Raw genomic sequence first — 23,294 nt, forward strand, 5'->3', positions numbered from 1 at the left:
CCGGCCGATCCGTCCTGCTGTCCGGGTTCACGCCGCCTCCTCCGGGGTCAGGAGGTCCGCGACGTCCAGGACGTGGTAGCCGCGCATGGAGGGGAGGCAGCTGCCGGTGACCGGCGCGATGGCCGTGGCCCACTCCGCCGGAATCGCCCGGACGCCCGACATCGCGCCCGCCAGGGCGCCCGCGACCGCCGCCGTGGTGTCGGCGTCGCGCCCCATGTTGACCGCGGTCAGGACGGCCGTACGGAAGTCCCCGCGGGCCGCCGCGAAGGCGCCGAACGCCAGGCCCACCGCCTCCGGGGCCAGGTCCGTCCAGGGGTAGCCGCCGATGACGACCGCCGAGCGGACCTGGCGCTCGCGGGCGAGCGGGTCCGGCTGGACCCGCCGGGCCGCCACGACCGCGCGGCGCAGCGAGCGGGCCGTCCACGAGTCCATCGGGACGGCGGAGAGGGCCGCCGCGACCACCGAGGTCACGCTCGCCCCCGCCATCGCCGCCGCGACCCCCGCCGCGACCGCCTGGCCGCCGTAGATGCCCTCCCCCTCGTGGCTGACGCTGCCGTCGATCGCGACGAGCCGCGCCGCCTCCGCCGGGCGCCCGGCGGCGAACACCCCGAACGGTGCCGCGCGCATCGCGAGGCCGTCGCTCCAGGCGTGCCGGTGCTGTGCGGAGATGGGCGCCGCGAGCCCCCGCCGGAGGTTCTCCAGGGTGCCCCGCTCCGAGAAGCCCGCGCCCCGGAAGGGCCCTTCGTCGAGGTCGGCGATCCAGCGGTGCCAGGCCCGTTCGACGTGGCGGACGGTGAGGGCCGAGCCGTGCCGGGCGAGCAGCAGCCCCGAGAAGACGGCGTACTCGGTGTCGTCCGTGCCCGCCGGGCTCTCCGTCACGAAGCCCTCGATCCGGCCCCAGCGGCGGCGGATCTCGGAGGGCCGCATGTTCTCGGCGGGCGCGCCGAGCGCGTCGCCGACGGCGAGGCCGAGGAGCGCCCCCCTCGCCCGTTCCCGCGTGTCGCGTGCCGTGGTGGTGACCATGTGCGGCGGCTCCTTCCTCGGCGAGGCGCACCGGCGGCGCCCCGCTGCCTGGATCTGTGCCACCGCCGCCCGCGAACTCGCCGCGGAAACGTCTCTGTCACCCGCCTGACACCCCGCCAGGATCCGGCCCGCCGGTGAGGCGAGCCTCAGTAAGTACGGCCTGCCTTCCTGGCGCGCCCCTTACATCGAGCGTATTTTCGAGGGTAGTCGAGGGGGAGGCGGGCCCGTTCCGGTCCGCCCCGAAGAGGGGAGCACCATGTCCGTCATCGAGGCCCGGGCGCCACTGCACGAAGCCCACCGCGACAACCACACGCACCGCGACGTGAACGGCGGTTGGCTGCGGCCTGCGGTCTTCGGCGCGATGGACGGACTCGTGTCCAACCTCGCCCTGATGACCGGCGTCGCCGGCGGCGCGGTCTCCTCCGGCACCGTCGCCGTCACCGGCCTCGCGGGCCTCGCCGCCGGAGCCTTCTCCATGGCCGCCGGCGAGTACACCTCCGTCGCCTCGCAGCGCGAGCTCGTGCAGGCCGAACTGGACGTCGAGCGGAGCCAGTTGCGCAAGCACCCCGTCGACGAGATGGAGGAGCTCGCCGCGCTCTACGCCTCCCGGGGCGTCGAGCCCGCCCTCGCCCGCGAGGTCGCGATGCAGCTGTCGAAGGACCCCGACCGGGCGCTGGAGATCCACGCCCGCGAGGAGCTCGGCATCGACCCCGACGACCTGCCGTCGCCCGCGGTCGCCGCGGTCTCGTCGTTCGGCTCGTTCGCGCTCGGCGCGCTGCTGCCGGTCCTGCCGTACCTGCTCGGGGCGAGCGCCCTCTGGCCGGCCGTGCTGCTCGCCCTCCTCGGGCTCTTCGCCTGCGGCGCCCTGGTGGCCCGGGTGACCGCGCGCGGCTGGTTCTTCAGCGGGGCCCGCCAGCTCGTCCTGGGCGGCGCCGCCGCGGCCGTCACATACGGACTGGGCATGCTCTTCGGCGCCGCGCTGTAGCCCCCGGGCGCTCGGAGCGCCCCCCTTTTCCCGACCCGACCCGACCCGAGCCGCATGTCGCCTGTGACGTATCTCCCTGGCCCGATCCGCCGCGGCGATGAGACACTATGCGGAGCGCCACATACATAGCCGGTTACCCGGCGGTTTCGGACCCGTGACCAACGGGAAAGAGGCATGAGCGCCACTGGGCAACGAAGCCCACCCAGCGACGGCTCGCCGGAGACCCGGAGATCCCCCGGACCCCCTCGATCCGTCCCCGCGGGGCAGTCCCTGCCGCCGCACCCCACAGGTGAACCAGTACCAGCGCTGCGTGTCCGCGGCGTCCGCATGTTGGAACGCGCTATCCGCTTCGCGAGAAGCCAGCCATCATGTAACCTGCACGAAATTTCGCGGAGGGCCAGCGTCGTCCCTCGGCAGTCGCTCCCCCAGACGTTGTCTGGGAGGTGCCCCCAGCCACGACGACGACGGGAGAGCCGATGCGTTCCGACGCCTGGTCGCCCATGGACGGTCGCCCTGCCCCGCAGGGAATGTACGACCCCCGCAACGAACACGACGCCTGCGGTGTCGGGTTCGTGGCCACCCTCACCGGTGTAGCCAGCCACGCGCTGGTGGAGCAGGCGCTGACCGTACTGCGCAACCTCGAACACCGCGGCGCCACCGGCGCGGAGGCCGACTCCGGTGACGGCGCCGGCATCCTGCTCCAGGTCCCGGACGCCTTCCTCCGCGAGGTCGCCGGATTCGAGCTCCCCGAGGCCGGCGCGTACGCCGTCGGCATCGCCTTCCTCCCCGAGGACGGCATCGACGCCACCGTCGCGAAGATTGAGGCGATCGCCGCCGAGGAGGACCTGGACGTCCTCGGCTGGCGCGAGGTCCCCGTCGCCCCCGAGCTGCTCGGCGCCTCCGCCCGGTCCACCATGCCGGTCTTCCGCCAGCTCTTCGTCGCCGACGGGCAGAACGCGGGCATCGCGCTCGACCGCAAGGCCTTCGTCCTGCGCAAGCGCGCCGAGCGCGAGGCCGCGACCTACTTCCCGTCGCTCTCCGCCCGCACCCTCGTCTACAAGGGCATGCTGACCACCGGCCAGCTGGAGCCCTTCTTCCCGGACCTGTCGGACCGCCGCTGCGCCACCGCCGTGGCCCTGGTCCACTCCCGGTTCTCCACCAACACCTTCCCGAGCTGGCCGCTGGCCCACCCGTACCGCTTCGTCGCCCACAACGGTGAGATCAACACCGTCAAGGGCAACCGGAACTGGATGACCGCCCGCGAGGCCCAGCTCGACTCCCGGGTCTTCGGCGAGGGCCCGCTGGACCGGATCTTCCCGATCTGCACCCCGGACGCCTCCGACTCGGCCTCCTTCGACGAGGTCCTGGAGCTGCTCCACCTCGGCGGCCGCTCCCTGCCCCACGCGGTCCTCATGATGGTCCCGGAGGCGTGGGAGAACCACGAGACCATGGAGCCGGCCCGCCGCGCCTTCTACCAGTACCACTCCACGATGATGGAGCCCTGGGACGGCCCGGCCTGCGTCACCTTCACCGACGGCGTCCAGGTCGGCGCGGTCCTCGACCGCAACGGTCTGCGCCCCGGCCGCTACTGGGTCACCGACGAGGGCCTCGTCGTCCTCTCCTCCGAGGTCGGCGTCCTCGACATCGACCCCGCCAGGGTCGTCCGCAAGGGCCGCCTCCAGCCCGGCAGGATGTTCCTCGTCGACACCGCCGAGCACCGCATCGTCGAGGACGACGAGATCAAGGCCGGCCTCGCCGCCGAGAACCCCTACGAGGAGTGGCTGGAGACCGGCGAGATCGAGCTCTCCGACCTCCCCGAGCGCGAGCACGTCGTGCACACCCACGCCTCGGTCACCCGCCGCCAGCAGACCTTCGGCTACACCGAGGAAGAGCTCCGCGTCATCCTCGCCCCGATGGCCCGCACCGCCGGCGAGCCCCTCGGCTCCATGGGCACGGACTCCCCGATCGCGGCCCTGTCCGCCCGCCCGCGGCTGCTCTTCGACTACTTCACCCAGCTCTTCGCCCAGGTCACCAACCCGCCGCTGGACGCCATCCGCGAGGAGCTCGTCACCTCGCTGCGCTCCTCGCTCGGCCCCCAGGGCAACCTGCTCGACCCGACCTCCGTGTCGTGTCGCAGCGTCACCCTGCCCTTCCCGGTGATCGACAACGACGAGCTGGCCAAGCTCGTCCACATCAACGCCGACGGCGACATGCCCGGCATGAAGGCCGCGACCCTCTCCGGCCTCTACCGGGTCTCCGGCGGCGGCGACGCCCTCGCCGCCCGCATCGAGGAGATCTGCGCCGAGGCCGACACCGCCATCGAGGGCGGCGCCCGCCTCGTCGTGCTCTCCGACCGGCACTCCGACGCCGAGCACGCCCCGATCCCCTCGCTGCTGCTCACCGCGGCCGTCCACCACCACCTCATCCGCACCAAGCAGCGCACCAAGGTGGGCCTGCTCATCGAGGCCGGCGACGTCCGCGAGGTCCACCACGTCGCCCTGCTCATCGGCTACGGCGCCGCCGCGGTCAACCCCTACCTCGCCATGGAGTCCGTCGAGGACCTGGTCCGCGCCGGCACCTTCATCGAGGGCCTGGAGCCCGAGCAGGCCATCCGGAACCTGATCTACGCCCTCGGCAAGGGCGTCCTCAAGGTCATGTCCAAGATGGGCATCTCCACCGTCGCCTCCTACCGCGGCGCCCAGGTCTTCGAGGCCGTCGGCCTCGACGAGACCTTCGTCGCCACCTACTTCAACGGCACGGCCACCAAGATCGGCGGCGCCGGCCTCGACGTCGTCGCCAAGGAGGTCGCCGCCCGCCACGCCAAGGCGTACCCCGCCTCCGGCGTCCCCTCGGCGCACCGCGCCCTGGACATCGGCGGCGAGTACCAGTGGCGCCGCGAGGGCGAGCCGCACCTGTTCGACCCGGAGACCGTCTTCCGCCTCCAGCACGCCACGCGCAACAAGCGGTACGACATCTTCAAGCAGTACACCGACCGGGTGAACGAGCAGTCCGAGCGGCTGATGACGCTCCGCGGCCTCTTCGGCTTCGCCTCCGAGGGCCGCACCCCGATCTCCCTCGACGAGGTCGAGCCGGTCTCCGAGATCGTCAAGCGCTTCTCCACCGGCGCCATGTCGTACGGCTCCATCTCCAAGGAGGCGCACGAGACCCTCGCCATCGCCATGAACCGGATCGGCGGCAAGTCGAACACCGGCGAGGGCGGCGAGGACCCGGACCGCCTGTACGACCCGGCGCGCCGCTCCTCCATCAAGCAGGTCGCCTCCGGCCGCTTCGGCGTCACCAGCGAGTACCTGGTCAACGCCGACGACATCCAGATCAAGATGGCCCAGGGCGCCAAGCCCGGCGAGGGCGGCCAGCTGCCCGGCCACAAGGTCTACCCGTGGGTCGCCAAGACGCGTCACTCGACGCCCGGCGTCGGCCTGATCTCCCCGCCGCCGCACCACGACATCTACTCCATCGAAGACCTCGCCCAGCTGATCCACGACCTCAAGAACGCCAACCCGGTCGCCCGCATCCACGTGAAGCTGGTCTCCGAGGTCGGCGTCGGCACGGTCGCCGCCGGCGTCTCCAAGGCCCACGCGGACGTCGTCCTCATCTCCGGCCACGACGGCGGCACGGGCGCGTCTCCTTTGACGAGCCTCAAGCACGCGGGCGGCCCCTGGGAGCTCGGCCTCGCCGAGACCCAGCAGACCCTGCTGCTCAACGGCCTGCGCGACCGGATCGTCGTCCAGACCGACGGCCAGCTCAAGACCGGCCGCGACGTCGTCATCGCCGCGCTGCTCGGCGCCGAGGAGTTCGGCTTCGCCACCGCGCCGCTCGTCGTCTCCGGCTGCGTCATGATGCGCGTCTGCCACCTCGACACCTGCCCGGTCGGCATCGCCACCCAGAACCCGGTCCTGCGCGACCGCTTCTCCGGCAAGGCCGAGTACGTCGTCAACTTCTTCGAGTTCATCGCCGAGGAGGTCCGCGAACTCCTCGCCGAGCTGGGCTTCCGCACCCTCGAAGAGGCCGTCGGCCACGCCGAGCTGCTCGACACCAGCCGCGCCGTCACGCACTGGAAGGCCCAGGGCCTCGACCTGGAGCCCCTCTTCTACGTGCCCGAGCTCCCCGAGGGCGCGGTCCGCCACGCCCTGGTCGAGCAGGACCACGGCCTGGAGAAGGCCCTCGACAACCAGCTGGTCCAGCTCGCCGCCGAGGCACTGAACGCCGCCTCCGCCGAGGAGGCCCAGCCGGTCCGCGCCCAGGTCGCCATCCGCAACATCAACCGCACGGTCGGCACCATGCTCGGCCACCAGGTCACGAAGAAGTTCGGCGGCGCCGGCCTCCCGGCCGACACCATCGACATCACCTTCACCGGCTCCGCCGGCCAGTCCTTCGGCGCCTTCCTGCCGAGCGGCGTGACCCTCCGCCTGGAGGGCGACGCCAACGACTACGTCGGCAAGGGCCTCTCCGGCGGCCGCGTGATCGTCCGCCCCGACCGGGGCGCCGACCACCTGGCCGAGTACTCCACCATCGCGGGCAACACCATCGCGTACGGCGCGACCGGCGGCGAGCTGTTCCTCCGCGGCCGCACCGGCGAGCGCTTCTGCGTCCGCAACTCCGGCGCCCTCGTCGTCTCCGAGGGCGTGGGCGACCACGGCTGCGAGTACATGACCGGCGGTACGGCCGTCGTCCTCGGCGAGACCGGACGCAACTTCGCGGCCGGCATGTCGGGCGGCGTCGCCTACGTGATCGACCTCGACCGGGACAACGTCAACTCCGGGAACCTGGGAGCGGTCGAGACCCTGTCGGACACCGACGCGGCCCTGCTGCACGACGTCGTGCGCCGCCACCACGAGGAGACCGGCTCCACCGTCGCCGAGAAGCTCCTCGCCGACTGGGACGCCGCCGCGGCCCGGTTCAGCAAGATCATCCCCACCACGTACAAGGCAGTGCTCGCCGCCAAGGACGCCGCTGAGCTCGCCGGTCTCTCCGAGGCCGAGACCACCGAGAAGATGATGGAGGCGGCGACCCATGGCTGATCCGAAGGGCTTTCTCACCACCGGCCGCGAGGTCGCCCGGACCCGTCCCGCGACCGAGCGCGTCCGCGACTGGAACGAGGTCTACGTCCCCGGCTCCCTGCTGCCGATCATCAGCAAGCAGGCCGGCCGCTGCATGGACTGCGGCATCCCGTTCTGTCACAACGGCTGCCCCCTCGGGAACCTGATCCCCGAGTGGAACGACTACGCCTACCGCGAGGACTGGTCGGCGGCGCAGGAGCGCCTGCACGCCACCAACAACTTCCCGGAGTTCACCGGCCGCCTCTGCCCCGCCCCGTGCGAGTCCGCGTGCGTGCTCGGCATCAACCAGCCGGCCGTCACCATCAAGAACGTCGAAGTCTCCATCATCGACAAGGCCTGGGACGGGGGCGACGTCAAGCCGCAGGTGCCCGAGCGCCTCTCCGGCAAGACCGCCGCCGTCATCGGCTCGGGCCCGGCGGGCCTCGCCGCTGCCCAGCAGCTGACCCGGGCCGGCCACACCGTGGTCGTGTACGAGCGCGCCGACCGCATCGGCGGCCTGCTGCGCTACGGCATCCCCGAGTTCAAGATGGAGAAGCGGCACATCAACCGCCGCATCGAGCAGATGCGCGCGGAGGGTACCAAGTTCCGCACCGGCGTCGAGGTCGGCCGCGACATCACCGCCACCGACCTGCGCAAGCGGTTCGACGCGGTCGTCATCGCCGCCGGCGCCACCACCGCCCGCGACCTGCCCGTCCCCGGCCGCGAGCTGAACGGCATCCACCAGGCGATGGAGTACCTGCCGCTCGCCAACAAGGTCGTCGAGGGCGACTTCGTGGCCCCGCCGATCACCGCCGAGGGCAAGCACGTCGTCGTCATCGGCGGCGGCGACACCGGCGCCGACTGCGTCGGCACCGCCCACCGCCAGGGCGCGGCCTCGGTCACGCAGCTGGAGATCATGCCCCGGCCCGGCGAGGAGCGGAACCCGGGCCAGCCCTGGCCGACCTTCCCCATGCTGTACAAGGTCACCTCGGCGCACGAGGAGGGTGGCGAGCGGGTCTACTCCGTCTCCACCACCCACTTCGAGGGCGACGAGGACGGCAACGTCCAGTCCCTCCACCTCGTCGAGGTCGAGTTCGTCGAGGGCAGGCTGACGCAGAAGCCGGGCACGGAGCGGAAGATCCCCGCCCAGCTGGTCACCCTCGCCATGGGCTTCACCGGCACGGACGTGGCGAACGGACTGGTCGCCCAGTTCGGCCTGGAGCTCGACGCGCGGGGCAACATCGCCCGTGACGCGGACTTCGCCACCAACGTCGACGGCGTCTTCGTCGCCGGTGACGCCGGCCGCGGCCAGTCGCTCATCGTCTGGGCCATCGCCGAGGGCCGCTCCGCCGCCCGCGGCGTGGACCGCCACCTGACCGGCGCCAGCTCCCTGCCGGCCCCGATCCGCCCGACGGACCGTTCGCTGACGGTCTGATCCCGCCGGATCACCCCCGAACGTCCCGTACAACGACGTGCGGAACTGAGCGCGGCGCCCCCCGACCTGTCCCCGACCGGACGAACCGGGTGGGCGCCGCGGCGCGTCCGGACGCTGCCGTACGCTCGGCAGGACGCCGGAAACGGCCGCGCACGAGGGGGGACGTCCATGGCACTGAGCCTGCGGAAGGTCGAGGAGACCGCGCCCGCGCTCGTGAACCTCTACAAGTCGGCGGGGGAGTCGCTGCGGCGGCACGGGATCGACGGGCAGCCGGTCGCCGTCTACCTGGTCGTCGACCACTCCGGCTCGATGAAGCCGTACTACCGGAGCGGTGCCGTGCAGGCGCTCGCCGACCGGGTCCTCGGGCTCTCCGCGCACCTCGACGACGACGGGCGGGTGCCGGTGGTGTTCTTCTCCACCGACGTCGACGCGGAGACCGAGATCCGGCTCGACGACCACGAGGGGCGGATCGACCGGATCGTCGCCGGGCTCGGGCACATGGGGAAGACGAGCTACCACCTGGCCATGGACGCCGTCATCGACCACTACCTGGACAGCGGCTCGACCGCGCCCGCGCTCGTCGTCTTCCAGACCGACGGCGGACCGATCAACAAGCTCGCCGCCGAACGGTACGTGTGCAAGGCGGCCCGGCTGCCGCTCTTCTGGCAGTTCATCGGCTTCGGCGACCCCGACAGCCGGCAGTTCGACTTCCTGCGCGGGCTGGACGAGCTGGACGTCCCGGCGAAGCGGCCCGTCGACAACGCCGGGTTCTTCCACGCGGGACAGGACCCCGGCCGGGTCCCGGACGCCGAGCTGTACGACCGGCTCGTCTCCGAGTTCCCGGCGTGGCTCGCCGCCGCCCGGGCCCGGGGCATCGTCCGGACGTGAGGACCGGCGGCCGGACCCGCGCCCCGCGACGCGCCCGCCCGAAAACCGGTGCCGTCCGGAACCGGCACCCGCCCGAAAACCGGTGCCGTCCGGAACCGGCACCCGCCCGAAAGAGGCCCCCGCCCGAAAACCGGTGGCCGTCGCCCGGCCCCGGCGAGGACCATGACGCCATGAGCTCTCTCGTACGCCACGTGACCATCGACTGCGCCGACGCCTACTCCCTCGCCTCCTTCTGGGCCCAGGCCCTCGACACCAAGCTCTCCGACGACGACCGGCCGGGGGACGAGGAGGCGCTCGTCGAGTCGCCCGGGATCGCGCTCCTCTTCGTCCAGGTGCCCGAGCCGAAGGCGGTGAAGAACCGGGTCCACCTCGACCTCCAGCCGCAGGACCGCACCCGCGACGAGGAGGTCGAGCGCCTCGTCGGCCTCGGCGCGACCCTCCTCGACGACCGCCGGAACCCGGACGGCACCGGCTGGGCGACCCTGGCGGACCCCGAGGGGAACGAGTTCTGCGTCGAGCGCAGCCGCGCGGAGCGCGAGGCCACCGCCTCCTGACCCGGCGCGCGACCGGCCGGCCGCTGTGAGGTGGGCCACGTCGGAGGCTGCTGGGCTGGGCCGATCCGTCCGGGCATCGGCCGGGCGGGGCGGGAAGGTCCCGGGGCGCACTATTGTTCCGGTAGAGACGACCGGAGCCGCAGTGCGCGCTCCGGTCGCGGAAGCACGAGACGGCCGGGACCCGAACGGGGTGTCCTGGCGACAGTAGACAGCCCGGAGCCCGTACCACGTGTTCCGGACAGAGCAGCCGGGGCCCGTACCGCGCAGGTACGGGCCCCCGCTGCGCCGCGCACCCGGCCAGAAGGGCTCGGCGGCGCACCGGCCAGAAAGGCACGAATGACCCGCTCCGAGCGCCCCCACAAGCGCGGTTCCCGCACCGCGCAGGCGAAGTCCACGTCCCAGCCGAAGGCCTCCCGCGGCGGCCGCCGTCCCGCCGCGCCCCCGCCGCCGAGCGAGTTCACGCCGCCGGTGTCGGTGACGCCCGCGCTGCCCGCGGTGGCCTCCTTCGCCGACCTCGACATGCCCGAGGGCCTGCTGCGGACCCTCGGTGAGCAGGGCGTCACGGAGCCGTTCCCGATCCAGGCCGCGACCCTGCCGAACTCGCTCGCCGGCCGTGACGTGCTCGGCCGCGGGCGCACCGGCTCCGGCAAGACCCTCGCCTTCGGCCTCGCCCTGCTCGCCCGCACCGCGGGCCGCCGCGCCGAGCCGGGCGCGCCGCTCGCGCTCGTCCTGGTGCCCACGCGCGAGCTCGCCCAGCAGGTGACCGACGCCCTCACCCCGTACGCGGGCGCCCTGCGGCTGCGGATCACCACCGTCGTCGGCGGCATGTCGATCAGCCGGCAGTCCTCCGCGCTGCGGCGCGGCGCCGAGGTGCTCATCGCCACGCCCGGCCGCCTCCACGACCTCATCGACCGGGGCGACTGCCGCCTCGACCAGGTCGCCGTCACCGTCCTCGACGAGGCCGACCAGATGGCCGACATGGGCTTCCTGCCGCAGGTCACCAAGCTCCTGAAGCAGGTCGAGCCGGGCGGCCAGCGCCTGCTGTTCTCGGCCACCCTCGACCGGAACATCGACCGCCTGGTCAAGATGTTCCTCGACGACCCGGTCGTCCACTCCGTCGACCCGTCGGCCGGCGCGGTCACCACCATGGAGCACCACGTCCTGTACGTGGCCGACGAGACCGACAAGAAGGCCGTCACGCTGCGGATCGCGGCCCGCGACGGCCGCACGATCCTCTTCCTCGACACCAAGCGGTCCGTGGACCGGCTGGTCAAGCGGCTCCTCGCCAACGGCGTACGGGCCTCCGGCCTGCACGGCGGGCGCTCGCAGCCGCAGCGCAACCGGACCCTGGACCAGTTCAAGAACGGCCAGGTCACCGCGCTCGTCGCGACGAACGTGGCGGCCCGCGGCATCCACGTCGACGACCTCGACATGGTCGTGAACGTCGACCCGCCGATGGACCACAAGGACTACCTCCACCGCGGCGGCCGCACCGCCCGCGCCGGCGAGTCCGGCAGCGTCTTCACCCTGGTCCTGCCCGAGCAGAAGCGCGACATGGGCCGTCTGATGTCGAACGCGGGCATCAGCCCCCGCACGGCCCAGATCAAGTCCAGCGACGAGGAGCTCGCCGAGCTCACCGGCGCCCGGGAGCCCTCCGGCGTCCCGATCGTCATCGAGACCCCCCAGCCGACCCCGCCCCGCAAGCCGGCCGGATCCGGCGGCACCGGCACCGGCGGCGGTCGCCGCCGTCGCCGTCCGGCCGCCTCCGGGAGCGCCGGCACCGGCGCCACCACCGGCTCGGCGCGCACCGCCGGCACGGGCACGGCCGGCGGCCGGGGCTCCGGTACGGGCCGGGGCGCGGGCACCGGCCGCGCCGCCGCCTCCACCGCCGGGACCGCCCGCGGCGGGCGCCGCACGGCGGGCACGGGCCGCCCCCGCGGTCCCCGGCAGCGGCCGGCGTCCGACAACACGTAACCCCTCGCGGGCGTACGGATCCGGGCGCGGGCGGTGTCGTGACGACGACGCCGCCCGCGCCCGTTCGTCCCCGTCGTCCCCGTCGTCCCCGTCGGTCCCGTCTTCACAGGTCCCGTACGTACGCGAACGAGCGGTCAACATCCGGGGAATTGAGGCCCGCCGGGGTTCCCGGGCGGTGTCTACGCGCATCATCATCCCCAGCATGCGCATCCCCCCTCGATTCACCCTCGCCGGCGGTGTCGCCACCGCCCTCCTCTCCTCCCTCCTCCTCGGCGCCCCGGCCACCGCCGCGCCGGCCCCCGCGCCCACTGCCCTCTCCGCCCGCGCCGTCGTCGCGGCCGTCGGGGAGATCTGCTCCTCCGCCCTGCCCTCCCAGGCCCGCACCACCCTGGGCCTGATCGACGCGGGCGGCCCCTTCCCGTACAGCCAGGACGGGTCCGTCTTCCAGAACAGGGAGGGGATCCTGCCCTCCCGCGCGTCCGGGTACTACCACGAGTACACGGTGAAGACCCCGGGCTCCCCGAACCGCGGGGCCCGCCGGATCGTCACCGGGAACGCGGCCCAGGAGGACTACTACACCGCCGACCACTACGCCTCGTTCGACCTGATCGACCACGGCTGCTGAGCGTCCGGCGGCCCTCAGGACCGGCGCGGGGTCGTCCACTCCAGGCGGGTCCTGACCCGGGGGTCCCGGACGTGTTCGAGGGCGGCGAGCGCCGTCTCGCGCGCCGCGCCGTCCGCCTCGCCGTCCGCGAGGACCGCCGCGAGCGCGTCGACGGCGCGCGGGTCCTGGCGGATCGCGAGCCCGCGCGCCGCCTCCGCCGCCGTCTCCGGGTCCGGGTCGCCGAGCCGCTCGGCGAGACCCTCCCGTACGAGCGGGGTGTCGTCGGGCAGTTCGGCGAGCGCGAGCGTGGCCCAGTCCCGCACCCGGGCGTCGCCGTCCCGGCTCAGCGCGAGCAGCACCCCGAGGGCCTCGACGTGCCCGGCCGGCACGATCCCGGCCAGGGCCCCGGCGACGGCCCGCCGCACCACCGCGTCGGGATGCCCGGCGGCCGCGAGCAGTTCGGGCACGGCCGCCGGGTCCGCGCACTCCCCGAGCGCCGTCACCACCGACAGGGCGGGCTCGCGCGCCGGGCCCGCGGGGCCCGCCGGTTCCGCCGCGAGCCGCCTCAGGACCGGCAGGGCGCTCTGGGCGAAGCCCGGCAGGGCGCCCAGGACACGCGCGCCGAGCGCCCGCCGCAGCGGATCCCGGTAGGCGCACCAGCCGGCCGCCGCCACGAAGGTCTCCTCGTCGGCCCGGCCCGCGAGCTCGGCCACCGCCGTCGTCCAGTCGTCGAGCCCGGGGTCGCCGCAGCGCAGCGCCCGCGCCGCCAGCTCCTCGGCGGAGGTGCGCAGGCCCAGCGAGGCCTCCAGGAGGGTGGCGATCGCCGCGTGCCCGGTCTGGCGGTCGTCGCCCCGCCCGGGAGCGCCGTTCTCCCGCAGCAGCTCCACGACCACCGTGATCCCGCCGTCCTCCCGGACCCGGCGGACCACCGCCTCGTACGTCTGCCCGCCCTCGTTCCCGGCGACGAGCCCGCGCCGCAGCTCGGCCGCGATGTCGGCGCCGATCCACCGCCGGGCCTCCCGCAGCGCCGCCTCCCTGCCCCCCGCCCCGTGGTCGAGGAGCGCCCGCACGCAGCCGGTGGAGCCGCGCCGGGCGGCGGCGAGGAGCGGGCCGAGTCCGTCGGGGCCGGGCCGGTCGGGGTCGGCGCCGTGCTCCAGGAGGAGCCGCGCGATGTCGGCGTACCCGAGCCGCAGGGCCCAGGCCAGGGCCGTGAAGCCGTACCCCTCCTCCTGGTCCGCCGCCGCGCCCGCCGCGAGCAGCGCCCGCACCGTCCCGGTGTGCCCGCAGCAGGCCGCCCCGCACAGCGGCAGGTCGCCGTCCTCCTCGCCGCTGCCCCGGCCGGGGTCCGCCCCGGCGGCGAGCAGCACCCGTACGATTCCGTCCTCGCCGCCGACGGACGCCAGGTACAGGGCGGTCTCCCCGTCCTCCCGCTCCCCGGGGTCGGCCCCGTCCCTCAGGGCCCGTACGGCCCCGTCCTCGTCCCCGGCCCGGATCGCGTCGAACAGCGTGCTCATGCACCGACCCTGACCCGCCGTCGGCACATGGCGCAAATCGATTGCCGCAGGGCGTGCGGGACGGGGACCGGAGCCCCGCGGCGCGGGGCGCGGTTTCAGGCCGCGCACTCCAGGACCGTGGCGCACACCCCGCACCGGACCCGCAGCGTCCGCCCGGCCGGGATCCGCAGGCGCTGGCGGCAGACCGGGCAGGCGAAGGAGACGCGGGTGGCGGGCGCCCCGCCGTCGAAGGCGTACGGGGCGCCCTCGCCGGCCCGGCCCCGGCGCCGCTCCCAGGCGTACCGGCCGCGCTCGACCCGGCCCGCCCCGGCGAGCGGCGGCGCCGTCCGCTCCCGGGCGGCCTCCGCCCGGCCCCGCACCCACGCGTCGTACGCCACCTGGCTGGTGAACCACGGCGACGGGTCCTCGCCGAACGCCTCGGCCCGCTTGGCGAGGACGTAGCCGAACTCCTCCGGGGTCAGGTAGCCGAGCTTCTGGTGCTCGACGCCGTCCTCGCGGTACGCGTCGAGCAGCAGCCAGCCGGCGCCCAGGTAGGAGGTGACCACGTCGGTGAGGATCTCGTTCTCGGCGGTGCGCGGGAAGCGCAGGTCGAGGCGGTGCAGCAGCACGTGGGCGATCTCGTGGGCGAGGACCGCGCCGATGTCCCTGCGGCGGGTCCGGAAGCGCTCGTGCACCTCCACGAAGTACTCGGGTCCGGGCGCCAGTTCGACGGTGCCGGCGTGTTCCATCCGCCGGAAGGTCACCACCATCCGGGCCTCGGGAAGGCCCAGGTGCCGGACGAGGGCGCGGGCCACCCGCTGGGTGCCCAGGTGCAGGTCCTCGTCGTCGTCGAGGGCCACGTCGGCGGCGGTGACGCTCGTCGGCCAGCGGCGCACGCCGTCGGCGGAGAGGCGGCGGTGGAGCGCGGTGAGCGAGGCCCCGACCGCGGCCCGGTGCGGAAAGCCGTGGACGACACGATCGGCCTCTGGACGGTGCGGCATGCCGGATCACCCCTTCCGTCCACTGTACGGTCCCTCACATCGCAGCTGGCCGAAAAGGCTTCCTTGTGACGGCGGTTGAGCGCTGTTCATAATGCGGACCACACCTTGACGGGCGCATGTCATGAACCGTCTGGGTCGACCCCCCACGAGAGAAGGCAGATACGTGAAGAAGAACAGAACGGTCCGCGCGCTCCAGAAGCTGGCCGCCGCCGGCGCCGTCGTCCTCGCGGCCGTCAGCCTCCAGCCCACCACCACCGCCTCCGCCGCCCCGGCCCCCGTCGTCGGCGGCACCCGCGCCGCCCAGGGCGAGTTCCCCTGGATGGTCAGGCTCTCCATGGGCTGTGGCGGCTCGCTGATCAGCCCGCAGGTCGTCCTCACCGCCGCCCACTGTGTGAGCGGCTCCGGCAACAACACCAGCATCACCGCCACCGCCGGAGTCGTGGACCTCCAGAGCGGCAGCGCCATCAAGGTCAAGTCGACCAAGGTCCTCCAGGCCCCCGGCTACAACGGCACGGGCAAGGACTGGGCCCTCATCAAGCTCGCCAGCCCCATCACCTCCCTGCCCAACCTCAAGCTCGCCGAGACCACCGCCTACAACACCGGCACCTTCACGGTCGCCGGCTGGGGCGCCGCCCGCGAGGGCGGCGGCCAGCAGCGCTACCTGCTCAAGGCGAACGTCCCGTTCGTCTCCGACGCCTCCTGCAAGGCCTCCTACGGCAACGACCTCGTCCCCGCCGAGGAGATCTGCGCCGGTTACGCCCAGGGCGGCACCGACACCTGCCAGGGCGACTCCGGCGGCCCGATGTTCCGCAAGGACAACGCCGGCGCCTGGGTCCAGGTCGGCATCGTGAGCTGGGGCCAGGGCTGCGCCCGGCCCAACTACCCCGGCGTCTACACGGAGGTCTCGACCTTCGCCGCCGCCATCAAGTCCGCCGCCGCCACGCTGTAGCGGCACCCCGTGAACGGGCGCTCCGGGGCGGCCTCGGCCCCGGAGCACCCCTCCGCACACCGGGCCGGTGTGGGCCGGCCCGGTGTGCACGGCCCGTCCGGCCCCACTCGTTCGGGGCCGCTTCACAGGACGTCGAGCTCGACCCCCGCCCCCGCGTCCCCCTCCAGCTCCAGGACCCACACCTCGTTCGCCCCCTCCCGCAGCACCGGACCCGGCACGAACAGCGCCTCCTGCGGACCCGCCGACCAGTAGCGGCCCAGGCAGAAGCCGTTCACCCACACGAAGCCCCGGGTCGCCCCCGGCAGCCGCAGCACCGCGTCCCCCGCGCCCGCCACGTCGAGCGTCCCCCGCAGGAGCCCCGGCCCGGAGCGGACCCGCTCGGAGCGGACCTCCCCGGAGCGGACCTCCCCGGGACCGGCCTCCCCGGAGCCGAACTCCTCGAACGGGACCTTGTCGACCGCCGCCGCCTCGAACGCGTCCAGCCGCAGCCCCCGCGCCCGTACCCCGTGCAGGTACTGCCGCTCGTGCCGCACGCCCCCGGTGATCCCCTTCGGCTCCGCGAGCCGCGGCCCGTAGTTGACCCGGCCCAGGGACTCCACCCACAGGTCCACCACCGCCGGACCCGCCACCGGCTCCGCCAGCGCCACGTCCTCCCCGTCGCCCGTGTCCAGGACCCCCGCGAGGACCCCGTCCACGTACACCACCGCCCGGTCCCGCAGCCCCGTCACCCCCAGCGGGTACGGCTGCCGGGGACCCGGCACCGCCACCCGGTAGCGGACCAGGCCCCGGTCCACCCCCAGCTCCTCGAAGACCGGCGGCACCGCCGCCACCACCTCCTCGCCGCCGAGGACCTCCAGGACCGCGTCCAGCGGCGCCCACCCCCCGAAGCCGGCCCGCACCGGCGCCGCCAGCCGGGCCGGCGGCTCCGGCACCTCCGGCAGCGGCCCCTCCGCGTACTCCGCGAGCACCTCCCGGAAGCGCCGGAACTTCTCCGTCGGCCGCCCCGCCTCGTCCACCGGCGCGTCGTAGTCGTACGAGGTCACCGTCGGCCGCAGCGGCCCGTCGTGCAGCTCCCCGGCCCGGTTCGCCCCCGCCCAGCCCCCGAAGTTCGTCCCGCCGTGCGCCATGTACACGTTGACCGACGCCCCGCACTCCAGGATCTCCCGCAGCGCCGCCGCCGCGTCCGCCGCGTCCCGCACCGCGTGCTCCGTGCCCCAGTGGTCGAACCAGCCGCACCAGAACTCCATGCACATCAGCGGACCCGACGGCCGGTGCCGCCGCAGCGCCGCGAAACCCTCCCGCGCCCCCGAGCCGAAGTTCGCCGTCGCCAGCACCCCCGGCACCGACCCGCCCGTCAGCATGTGGTCCTCCGGGCCGTCCGAGGTGAACAGCGGCACGACCACCCCGCACTCCCGCAGCAGCCCCGCCAGCCACTCCAGATACACCGGATCGCTGCCGTAGCTCCCGTACTCGTTCTCCACCTGCACCAGGACCACCGGACCGCCCCGGTCGACCTGCCGCTCCACCACCTGCGGCAGCAGCCGCCGGAACCAGGCCCCCACCGGCGCCAGGAACTCCGGGTCCCGGGTCCGCACCCGCCGCCCGAGCGGCCCGGTCAGCCAGTGCGGCAGCCCGCCGTTCTCCCACTCGGCGCAGACGTACGGCCCCGGCCGCACGATCGCCCGCATCCCCGCCCGCCCCACCGCGTCCAGGAACCGGCCGAGCGCCGCCACGTCCCCGTACCGGCCGGGCTCCGGCTCGTACAGGTTCCACGGGACGTACGTCTCGACGCAGTCGAGGCCCATCGCCCGCAGCATCCCGAGCCGGTGCTCCCAGTGACCCTCGTGCACCCGGAAGTAGTGCAGCGCCCCCGACAGCAGCCGCACCGGCCGCCCGTCGAGCAGAAAGTCCTCGTCACCCACAGCGAACGTGCTCATGGGCACCACCTCACCCCCTGGCGGCGGACCCGTCCATGGACAAAGATCGTCGCAGTTTGGACGTTAGGGCCCACCCGACCGGGGGCCCCGGGGAAGGGGCACCACCGCATGTACCACACCTGGATGCGCTACTTCACGCCCGGCCCCGTCCACCACCGCCTCGGCCTCGTCTGCCTCGGCGTCGGACTCCAGCACGGCACCCTGCCCACCGTCGGACCCCGCACCCTCGACCACCACGTGGCCGTCGTCGTCTCCGCCGGCGCCGGCTGGTACCGGGGCACCGACGGACGGCGCACCGCCGTCACCGCCCCCTCCCTGATCTGGCTCACCCCCGGCACCCCCCACCACTACGGCGCCGACCCCGGCACCGGCTGGGACGAGGCCTTCGTCGACTTCTCCGGCCCCGCCGCCGCCACCTACACCGAACTCGGCTACATCGAGCCCGACCGGCCCGTCGTCCCCCTCGCCGACGCCGCCCCCGCCCGCGACGCCATCGCCCGGATCGCCCGCGCCGCCCGCCCCGGCAACCCCCTCCTGGAGGTCGAGACCGGCGCCGCCGTCCACGAACTGCTCGTCGCCCTGCGCCGCGCCCGCGCCGACACCAACGCCGACGGCGACCCCGTCCTCGCCGCCCTCGCCCGCGACGCCTTCACCCCCCTCTCCGTCGCCGAACACGCCGCCCGCCACGGCATGACCCCCGCCGAACTGCGCACCGCCGTCCGCCGCGCCGCCGGCTGCAGCCCCAAGGACTACCTGCTCACCGTCCGCCTCGGCCGCGCCAAGGAACTCCTCGCCGCCACCGAACTGCCCGTCTCCGCCGTCGCCCGCCGCGTCGGCTACGACGACCCCGCCTACTTCTCCCGGCTCTTCACCCGCCGCGTCGGCACCGCCCCGATCCGCTTCCGCGAACAGCAGGGGCGCTCCGTGCCCGGCGGCTGGAGCGACCGCGTCCCGGATCCCGAACACCCGCCGACGATCCCCCCGCGCTCCGTCTAAGCTCGCAGGTCATGAGCGATTCCACCCCGACCCCCGCCCCGGCTCCCCCCACGGCCGCCGACGAGGCCGTACGCGCCGAACTGACCCGGCTGCGCGACAGCATCGACAACATCGACGCGGCGGTCGTCCACATGCTCGCCGAACGCTTCAAGTGCACCCAGCAGGTCGGCGTCCTCAAGGCCGAGCACCAGCTGCCGCCCGCCGACCCCGCCCGCGAGGCCCGCCAGATCACCCGCCTGCGGGAACTCGCCGAGAACGCGAAACTGGACCCGGCCTTCGCGGAGAAGCTCCTGAACTTCATCATCGCCGAGGTCATCCGCCACCACGAGACGATCGCGGACGGCACGCGTTGACGGCGCACACCACGGCTCCTGCGTACGAGGCGATCGCGGACGGAACACGGTGACGGCGCACACCACGGCCCCCGCGCCCGCCTCCGCCTCCGCCTCCGCGCGCGAGGCGATCACGGACGGAGCACGGTGACAGCGCACACCACGGCCCTCGCCCCCGCGCCCGCCTCCGCCTCCGCCTCCGCCTCCGCGCGCGAGGCGATCACGGACGGAGCACGGTGACAGCGCACACCACGGCCCTCGCCCCCGCGCCCGCCTCCGCCTCCGCGCGCGAGGCGATCGCGGACGGGGCACGCTGATGGCCCGCGTCACCGTCTTCACCCTCGGCGGCACCATCTCCGCGCGCGGCGGTGACGCGGCCCGCATGTCCGGCCCGGAGGTGCTCGCCGCGCTCGGCGCGCCCGAGGACGTCGTCCTCCGCGACTTCCGCCGCGTCCCCAGCTCCTCCCTCACCCACGCCGACCTCGCGGACCTGGCCGCCGAGGTCCGCGCCACCGTCGCCGCCGGCTCCGGCGCGGTCGTCGTGCAGGGCACCGACACCCTGGAGGAGACCGCCTTCCTCCTCGACCTGCTCTGCACCACCGAGCGGCCGATCGCCGTCACCGGCGCCATGCGCCGCCCCGACCTGCCCGGCGCCGACGGCCCCGCCAACCTCGCCGCCGCGCTCGCCGTCGCCGCCGACCCCGCCTGCCGGGACCTCGGCGTCCTCGTCGTCCTCGCCGACGAGATCCACGCCGCCCGCCACGCCCGCAAGACCCACACCACCTCGGTCGCCACCTTCGCCTCGCCCGGCGCCGGGCCCCTCGGCACCGTCGTCGAGGGCGAACCCAGGATCCTGTTCCGCCCCGCCGCGCCCGCCACCCCCCGCCCGCTGACGCTCGACCCCGAGATCCGGGTGGCCCTGGTGACCCTCTCCCTCGGCGACCGCGGCGAACTCCTCGAAGCCGTCGACCACCGCTTCCAGGGCCTCGTCGTCGCCGCCCTCGGCGCCGGACACGTCCCCGCCCCGCTCGTCGAACCCCTCGCCGCGATCGCCCGGCGCGTCCCGGTCGTCCTCGCCTCCCGCACGGGCGGCGGAGCGACCCTCTCGCACACCTACCGGGGCCCCGGCTCCGAACACGACCTGCTGCGCCGCGGACTGGTCCCGGCCGGCCCGCTCGACCCCGCCAAGGCCCGGATCCTCCTCCACGCCCTGCTCTCCAGCGGCGCCGCCGGCCCGGCCGGCTACGACCGCCCCCGCATCACCGCGGCCTTCACCCACCTGAACGGCTCCGGAACCGCCTGAGCCCCCCCGCAAGGTTCTCCCCCTCGCCCCTGCCGACGGCCCCGGGCATCGGGCAGCATAGGGCCCATGTCCGTACTGACGCGCGACGAAGCGCAGACCCGTGCCCAGCTCCTCGACGTCCACCGCTACCTGGTGGACCTCGACCTCACCACCGGCGCCGAGACCTTCGAGTCCACCAGCACCGTCCGATTCACCGCCCGCGCCGCCGGGGACACCTTCGTCGAGCTCAAGCCCGTCACCCTGCACTCCGCCACCCTCGACGGAGAGCCCCTCGACCCCGCCGCCCTCGACGGCAACCGGCTCCCGCTGAGCCTCACCGAGGGCGACCACGAGCTGCGCGTCACCACCACCATGCGCTACTCCCGCACCGGCGAGGGCATGCACCGCTTCACGGACCCCACCGACGGCGAGTCCTACGTCTACACCCAGCTCTTCATGGAGGACGTCCAGCGCGTCTTCGCCGCCTTCGACCAGCCCGACCTCAAGGCCGTCTTCGAGGTCGCCGTCACCGCCCCCGACGACTGGACCGTCCTCGCCAACGGCATCACCGAACGGCAGCCCGACGGCACCTGGAAGGCCGCCCCCACCCCCCTCCTCTCCACCTACTTCGTCTGCGTCGCCGCCGGACCCTGGCACTCGGTCCGCACCGAACACGCCGGCCTCCCCTTCGGCATCCACTGCCGCCGCTCCCTCGCCCCCCACCTCGACGCCGACGCCGACGAGATCCTCGCCGTCACCAAGGCCTGCTACGACCGCTACCACGAGAAGTTCGACGAGCCGTACCCCTTCGACTCCTACGACCAGGCCTTCGTCCCCGAGTTCAACGCCGGCGCCATGGAGAACCCCGGCCTCGTCACCTTCCGCGACGAGTTCGTCTTCCGCTCCGCCGTCACCGTCACCGAACGCCAGACCCGCGCCATGGTCATCGCCCACGAGATGGCCCACATGTGGTTCGGCGACCTCGTCACCCTGCGCTGGTGGGACGACATCTGGCTGAACGAGTCCTTCGCCGAGTACATGGGCTACCAGACCGTCAACGAAGCCTGCTCCGACCTCTTCCCCGACACCTGGGTCGACTTCGGCGTCACCCGCAAGGCCTGGGGCTACGAGGCCGACCAGCGGCCCTCCACCCACCCCGTCGCCCCCGACCCCGAGGCCGTCCCCGACACCGCCTCCGCCCTCCTCAACTTCGACGGCATCTCCTACGCCAAGGGCGCCTCCGCCCTCCGCCAGCTCGTCGCCTGGCTCGGCGAGGAGGACTTCCTCGCCGGCATCAACATCCACTTCAAGCGGCACCGGTTCGGCAACGCCACCCTCGCCGACTTCATCGACAACCTCGCCGCCGCCACCGACCGCGACGTCCACGGCTGGGCCGAGCAGTGGCTCCGCACCCCCGGCGTCGACCCCCCCCCCCCCCGCCTCGACGGCGAGGGCCTCCACTGGAAGCTCACCGTCGACCGCGACGGCGCCCGCCCGCACCGGATCTCCGCCGGCCTCTACGACCGCGACCCCTCCGGCGACCTCGTCCTGCGCGAACACCGCGCACTCGACGTCCCCCAGGACGCCCCCGCCGAACTCACCGGCCCCCGCCCCGCCCTCGTCGTCCTCAACGACGGCGACCTCACCTACACCAAGCTCCGCTTCGACGAGGTCTCCGAGGAGTCCGCCCTGCGCGGCCTCTCCCGCATCCCCGACCCGCTCACCCGCGCCGTTGTCTGGAACGCGCTGCGCGACCAGGTCCGCGACGGCGACCTCGCCCCCGCCGACTACCTCGTGGTCGCCGGCGTGCACCTCGCCGAGGAGCCCGAACTCGCCGTCGTCCAGGGCGTCCTGGCCTTCGCCCGCCACCAGATCGCCGACCGGTACGTCCCCGCCGACGAACGCCCCGCCGCCCTCGCCGTCGTCTGCGAGATCGCCCGCGCCCTGCTGCGCCGCACCGAGGACGGCGAAGCACCCGGACTGCGCCTCACCGCCGTCCGCGCCTTCGTCGACAGCGCCACCACCCCCGACAAGATCGCCTCCTGGCTCGACGAGGGCACCGTCCACGGCGGCCCCGAACTCGACCCCGAGCTGCGCTGGCGCATCCTCGCCCGGCTCGCCGTCCTCGGCGCCACCGACGAGGCCGCCATCGCCGCCGAACTGGAACGCGACCCCAGCGCCACCGGCCAGGAGGGCGCCGCCCGCTGCCGCGCCGCCCTGCCGACCCCCGAGGCCAAGGCGGCCGCCTGGTCCGCCCTCTTCGACTCCGACGACCTCTCCAACTACCTCTTCACCGCCACCGCACAAGGCTTCTGGCAGCCCGAACAGGCCGACCTCGTAAGGGAGTACGTGCCCCGCTTCTACGAGGCCGCCGCCGCCCTCGGCGACCGGCGCGGCCCCGCCATGGCCGAAGCCGCCGGCCGCCACGCCTTCCCCGCCCACGCGGTCGACGCCGACTCCCTCGCCCTCGGCGAGCGCCACCTGGCCGACACCCCCATGATCCCCGCCCTCCACCGCAAGCTCGTCGACCAACTCGACGACCTGCGCCGGGCCCTGCGCGCCAGAGAGGCCTGAGCCGGACGGTGCGGGGACCCCGGTCCCCGCACCACCCGCCACCGAAACACCACCCCATGTCCCCCGTTCGGGTCACACCCCCGCACTCGCCGGACAAAACCCCGCACCCCCCGGCACCCTGTCGTCCATGCGTGCCGCACCCCCACCCCTCGCCGGAGGCGCCCCCGGCGCCGACGCCCTGCGGCCCCTCCTGGGCGCCGTCCTCGACGC

15 protein-coding genes and 1 pseudogene are annotated in these 23,294 nt (G+C 74.2%); 12 read left to right on the top strand and 4 right to left on the bottom strand.

Features of this window, described 5'->3' with window-relative positions; translation table 11 throughout:
* Positions 1-27: 27 nt before the first annotated feature.
* Positions 28-1,023, bottom strand: a complete 996-nt coding sequence (locus ADL08_RS24250; protein WP_053646406.1) for an ADP-ribosylglycohydrolase family protein — start codon at positions 1,021-1,023, stop codon at positions 28-30.
* Between the two features lie 256 nt (positions 1,024-1,279).
* On the opposite strand from ADL08_RS24250, the gene ADL08_RS24255 reads away from it, so the two are divergent.
* The 7 genes and pseudogenes from ADL08_RS24255 to ADL08_RS24285 all read left to right on the top strand — a co-directional run bounded on the left by ADL08_RS24255 (position 1,280) and on the right by ADL08_RS24285 (position 12,541).
* Positions 1,280-2,008, top strand: a complete 729-nt coding sequence (locus ADL08_RS24255) for a VIT1/CCC1 transporter family protein (RefSeq protein WP_053646408.1) — start codon at positions 1,280-1,282, stop codon at positions 2,006-2,008.
* A gap of 476 nt (positions 2,009-2,484) precedes the next feature.
* Positions 2,485-7,047, top strand: a complete 4,563-nt coding sequence (gene gltB / locus ADL08_RS24260) for a glutamate synthase large subunit (RefSeq protein WP_053646410.1) — start codon at positions 2,485-2,487, stop codon at positions 7,045-7,047.
* Complete coding sequence (locus ADL08_RS24265) at positions 7,040-8,500, top strand: glutamate synthase subunit beta (protein WP_053646412.1); 1,461 nt, start codon at positions 7,040-7,042, stop codon at positions 8,498-8,500. The genes gltB and ADL08_RS24265 overlap by 8 nt, the downstream gene beginning before the upstream one ends.
* Before the next feature lie 168 nt (positions 8,501-8,668).
* The gene (locus tag ADL08_RS24270) at positions 8,669-9,388 is read left to right on the top strand and encodes a vWA domain-containing protein (protein ID WP_053646415.1); all 720 of its coding nucleotides are present in this window, start codon (positions 8,669-8,671) and stop codon (positions 9,386-9,388) included.
* 170 nt (positions 9,389-9,558) lie between these two features.
* A pseudogene (locus ADL08_RS37315) lies at positions 9,559-9,930 on the top strand (VOC family protein); the annotation flags it as partial.
* 348 nt (positions 9,931-10,278) lie between these two features.
* On the top strand, positions 10,279-11,916 hold the full coding sequence (locus ADL08_RS24280; RefSeq protein WP_053646419.1) for a DEAD/DEAH box helicase: 1,638 nt from the start codon (positions 10,279-10,281) through the stop codon (positions 11,914-11,916).
* 202 nt (positions 11,917-12,118) lie between these two features.
* Positions 12,119-12,541, top strand: a complete 423-nt coding sequence (locus ADL08_RS24285; protein WP_078968407.1) for a ribonuclease domain-containing protein — start codon at positions 12,119-12,121, stop codon at positions 12,539-12,541.
* A 14-nt stretch (positions 12,542-12,555) separates the two neighbouring features.
* Here ADL08_RS24285 and ADL08_RS24290 read toward each other — a convergent pair whose 3' ends face one another.
* Positions 12,556-14,034: an ankyrin repeat domain-containing protein gene (locus ADL08_RS24290; protein ID WP_053646421.1), complete on the bottom strand. Its 1,479-nt coding sequence runs from the start codon at positions 14,032-14,034 to the stop codon at positions 12,556-12,558.
* 95 nt (positions 14,035-14,129) lie between these two features.
* Positions 14,130-15,014, bottom strand: a complete 885-nt coding sequence (locus ADL08_RS24295) for a hypothetical protein (RefSeq protein ID WP_053646423.1) — start codon at positions 15,012-15,014, stop codon at positions 14,130-14,132.
* Positions 15,015-15,177: 163 nt separating this feature from the next.
* Here ADL08_RS24295 and ADL08_RS24300 point away from each other — a divergent pair, with 163 nt between their 5' ends.
* A complete protein-coding gene (locus ADL08_RS24300; protein WP_420709645.1) occupies positions 15,178-15,963 on the top strand; it encodes a S1 family peptidase in 786 nt (261 codons plus the stop codon).
* A 122-nt stretch (positions 15,964-16,085) separates the two neighbouring features.
* On the opposite strand, the gene ADL08_RS24305 is transcribed toward ADL08_RS24300, so the two are convergent.
* Positions 16,086-17,900, bottom strand: a complete 1,815-nt coding sequence (locus ADL08_RS24305) for a glycoside hydrolase family 35 protein (RefSeq protein WP_053646427.1) — start codon at positions 17,898-17,900, stop codon at positions 16,086-16,088.
* A 108-nt stretch (positions 17,901-18,008) separates the two neighbouring features.
* Here ADL08_RS24305 and ADL08_RS24310 point away from each other — a divergent pair, with 108 nt between their 5' ends.
* The 4 genes from ADL08_RS24310 to pepN all read left to right on the top strand — a co-directional run bounded on the left by ADL08_RS24310 (position 18,009) and on the right by pepN (position 23,084).
* Positions 18,009-18,896, top strand: a complete 888-nt coding sequence (locus tag ADL08_RS24310; RefSeq protein WP_053646429.1) for an AraC family transcriptional regulator — start codon at positions 18,009-18,011, stop codon at positions 18,894-18,896.
* An 11-nt stretch (positions 18,897-18,907) separates the two neighbouring features.
* Entirely contained in the window at positions 18,908-19,249 is a 342-nt protein-coding gene (locus ADL08_RS24315) for a chorismate mutase (protein WP_053646431.1), read from the top strand.
* A gap of 295 nt (positions 19,250-19,544) precedes the next feature.
* Positions 19,545-20,531, top strand: a complete 987-nt coding sequence (locus tag ADL08_RS24320) for an asparaginase (protein WP_053646434.1) — start codon at positions 19,545-19,547, stop codon at positions 20,529-20,531.
* 66 nt (positions 20,532-20,597) lie between these two features.
* Positions 20,598-23,084, top strand: a complete 2,487-nt coding sequence (pepN, locus tag ADL08_RS24325; protein WP_053646435.1) for an aminopeptidase N — start codon at positions 20,598-20,600, stop codon at positions 23,082-23,084.
* The last annotated feature ends 210 nt before the right edge of the window (positions 23,085-23,294 follow it).

The sequence above is a fragment of the Streptomyces sp. NRRL F-6492 genome, from assembly GCF_001280125.1.
In the GTDB taxonomy this organism is placed as follows: domain Bacteria; phylum Actinomycetota; class Actinomycetes; order Streptomycetales; family Streptomycetaceae; genus Streptomyces.

Bases quoted from the DNA above. Each gene is read 5' to 3' on its own strand.
- ADL08_RS24305 (WP_053646427.1), bottom strand. From the start codon at position 17,900: ATGAGCACGTTCGCTGTGGGTGACGAGGACTTTCTGCTCGACGGGCGG.
- ADL08_RS24320 (WP_053646434.1), top strand. From the start codon at position 19,545: ATGGCCCGCGTCACCGTCTTCACCCTCGGCGGCACCATCTCCGCGCGC.
- ADL08_RS24295 (WP_053646423.1), bottom strand. From the start codon at position 15,014: ATGCCGCACCGTCCAGAGGCCGATCGTGTCGTCCACGGCTTTCCGCAC.
- ADL08_RS24250 (WP_053646406.1), bottom strand. From the start codon at position 1,023: ATGGTCACCACCACGGCACGCGACACGCGGGAACGGGCGAGGGGGGCG.
- ADL08_RS24290 (WP_053646421.1), bottom strand. From the start codon at position 14,034: ATGAGCACGCTGTTCGACGCGATCCGGGCCGGGGACGAGGACGGGGCC.
- pepN (WP_053646435.1), top strand. From the start codon at position 20,598: ATGTCCGTACTGACGCGCGACGAAGCGCAGACCCGTGCCCAGCTCCTC.
- ADL08_RS24280 (WP_053646419.1), top strand. From the start codon at position 10,279: ATGACCCGCTCCGAGCGCCCCCACAAGCGCGGTTCCCGCACCGCGCAG.
- ADL08_RS24285 (WP_078968407.1), top strand. From the start codon at position 12,119: ATGCGCATCCCCCCTCGATTCACCCTCGCCGGCGGTGTCGCCACCGCC.
- ADL08_RS24265 (WP_053646412.1), top strand. From the start codon at position 7,040: ATGGCTGATCCGAAGGGCTTTCTCACCACCGGCCGCGAGGTCGCCCGG.
- ADL08_RS24310 (WP_053646429.1), top strand. From the start codon at position 18,009: ATGTACCACACCTGGATGCGCTACTTCACGCCCGGCCCCGTCCACCAC.
- ADL08_RS24315 (WP_053646431.1), top strand. From the start codon at position 18,908: ATGAGCGATTCCACCCCGACCCCCGCCCCGGCTCCCCCCACGGCCGCC.
- gltB (WP_053646410.1), top strand. From the start codon at position 2,485: ATGCGTTCCGACGCCTGGTCGCCCATGGACGGTCGCCCTGCCCCGCAG.
- ADL08_RS24270 (WP_053646415.1), top strand. From the start codon at position 8,669: ATGGCACTGAGCCTGCGGAAGGTCGAGGAGACCGCGCCCGCGCTCGTG.
- ADL08_RS24255 (WP_053646408.1), top strand. From the start codon at position 1,280: ATGTCCGTCATCGAGGCCCGGGCGCCACTGCACGAAGCCCACCGCGAC.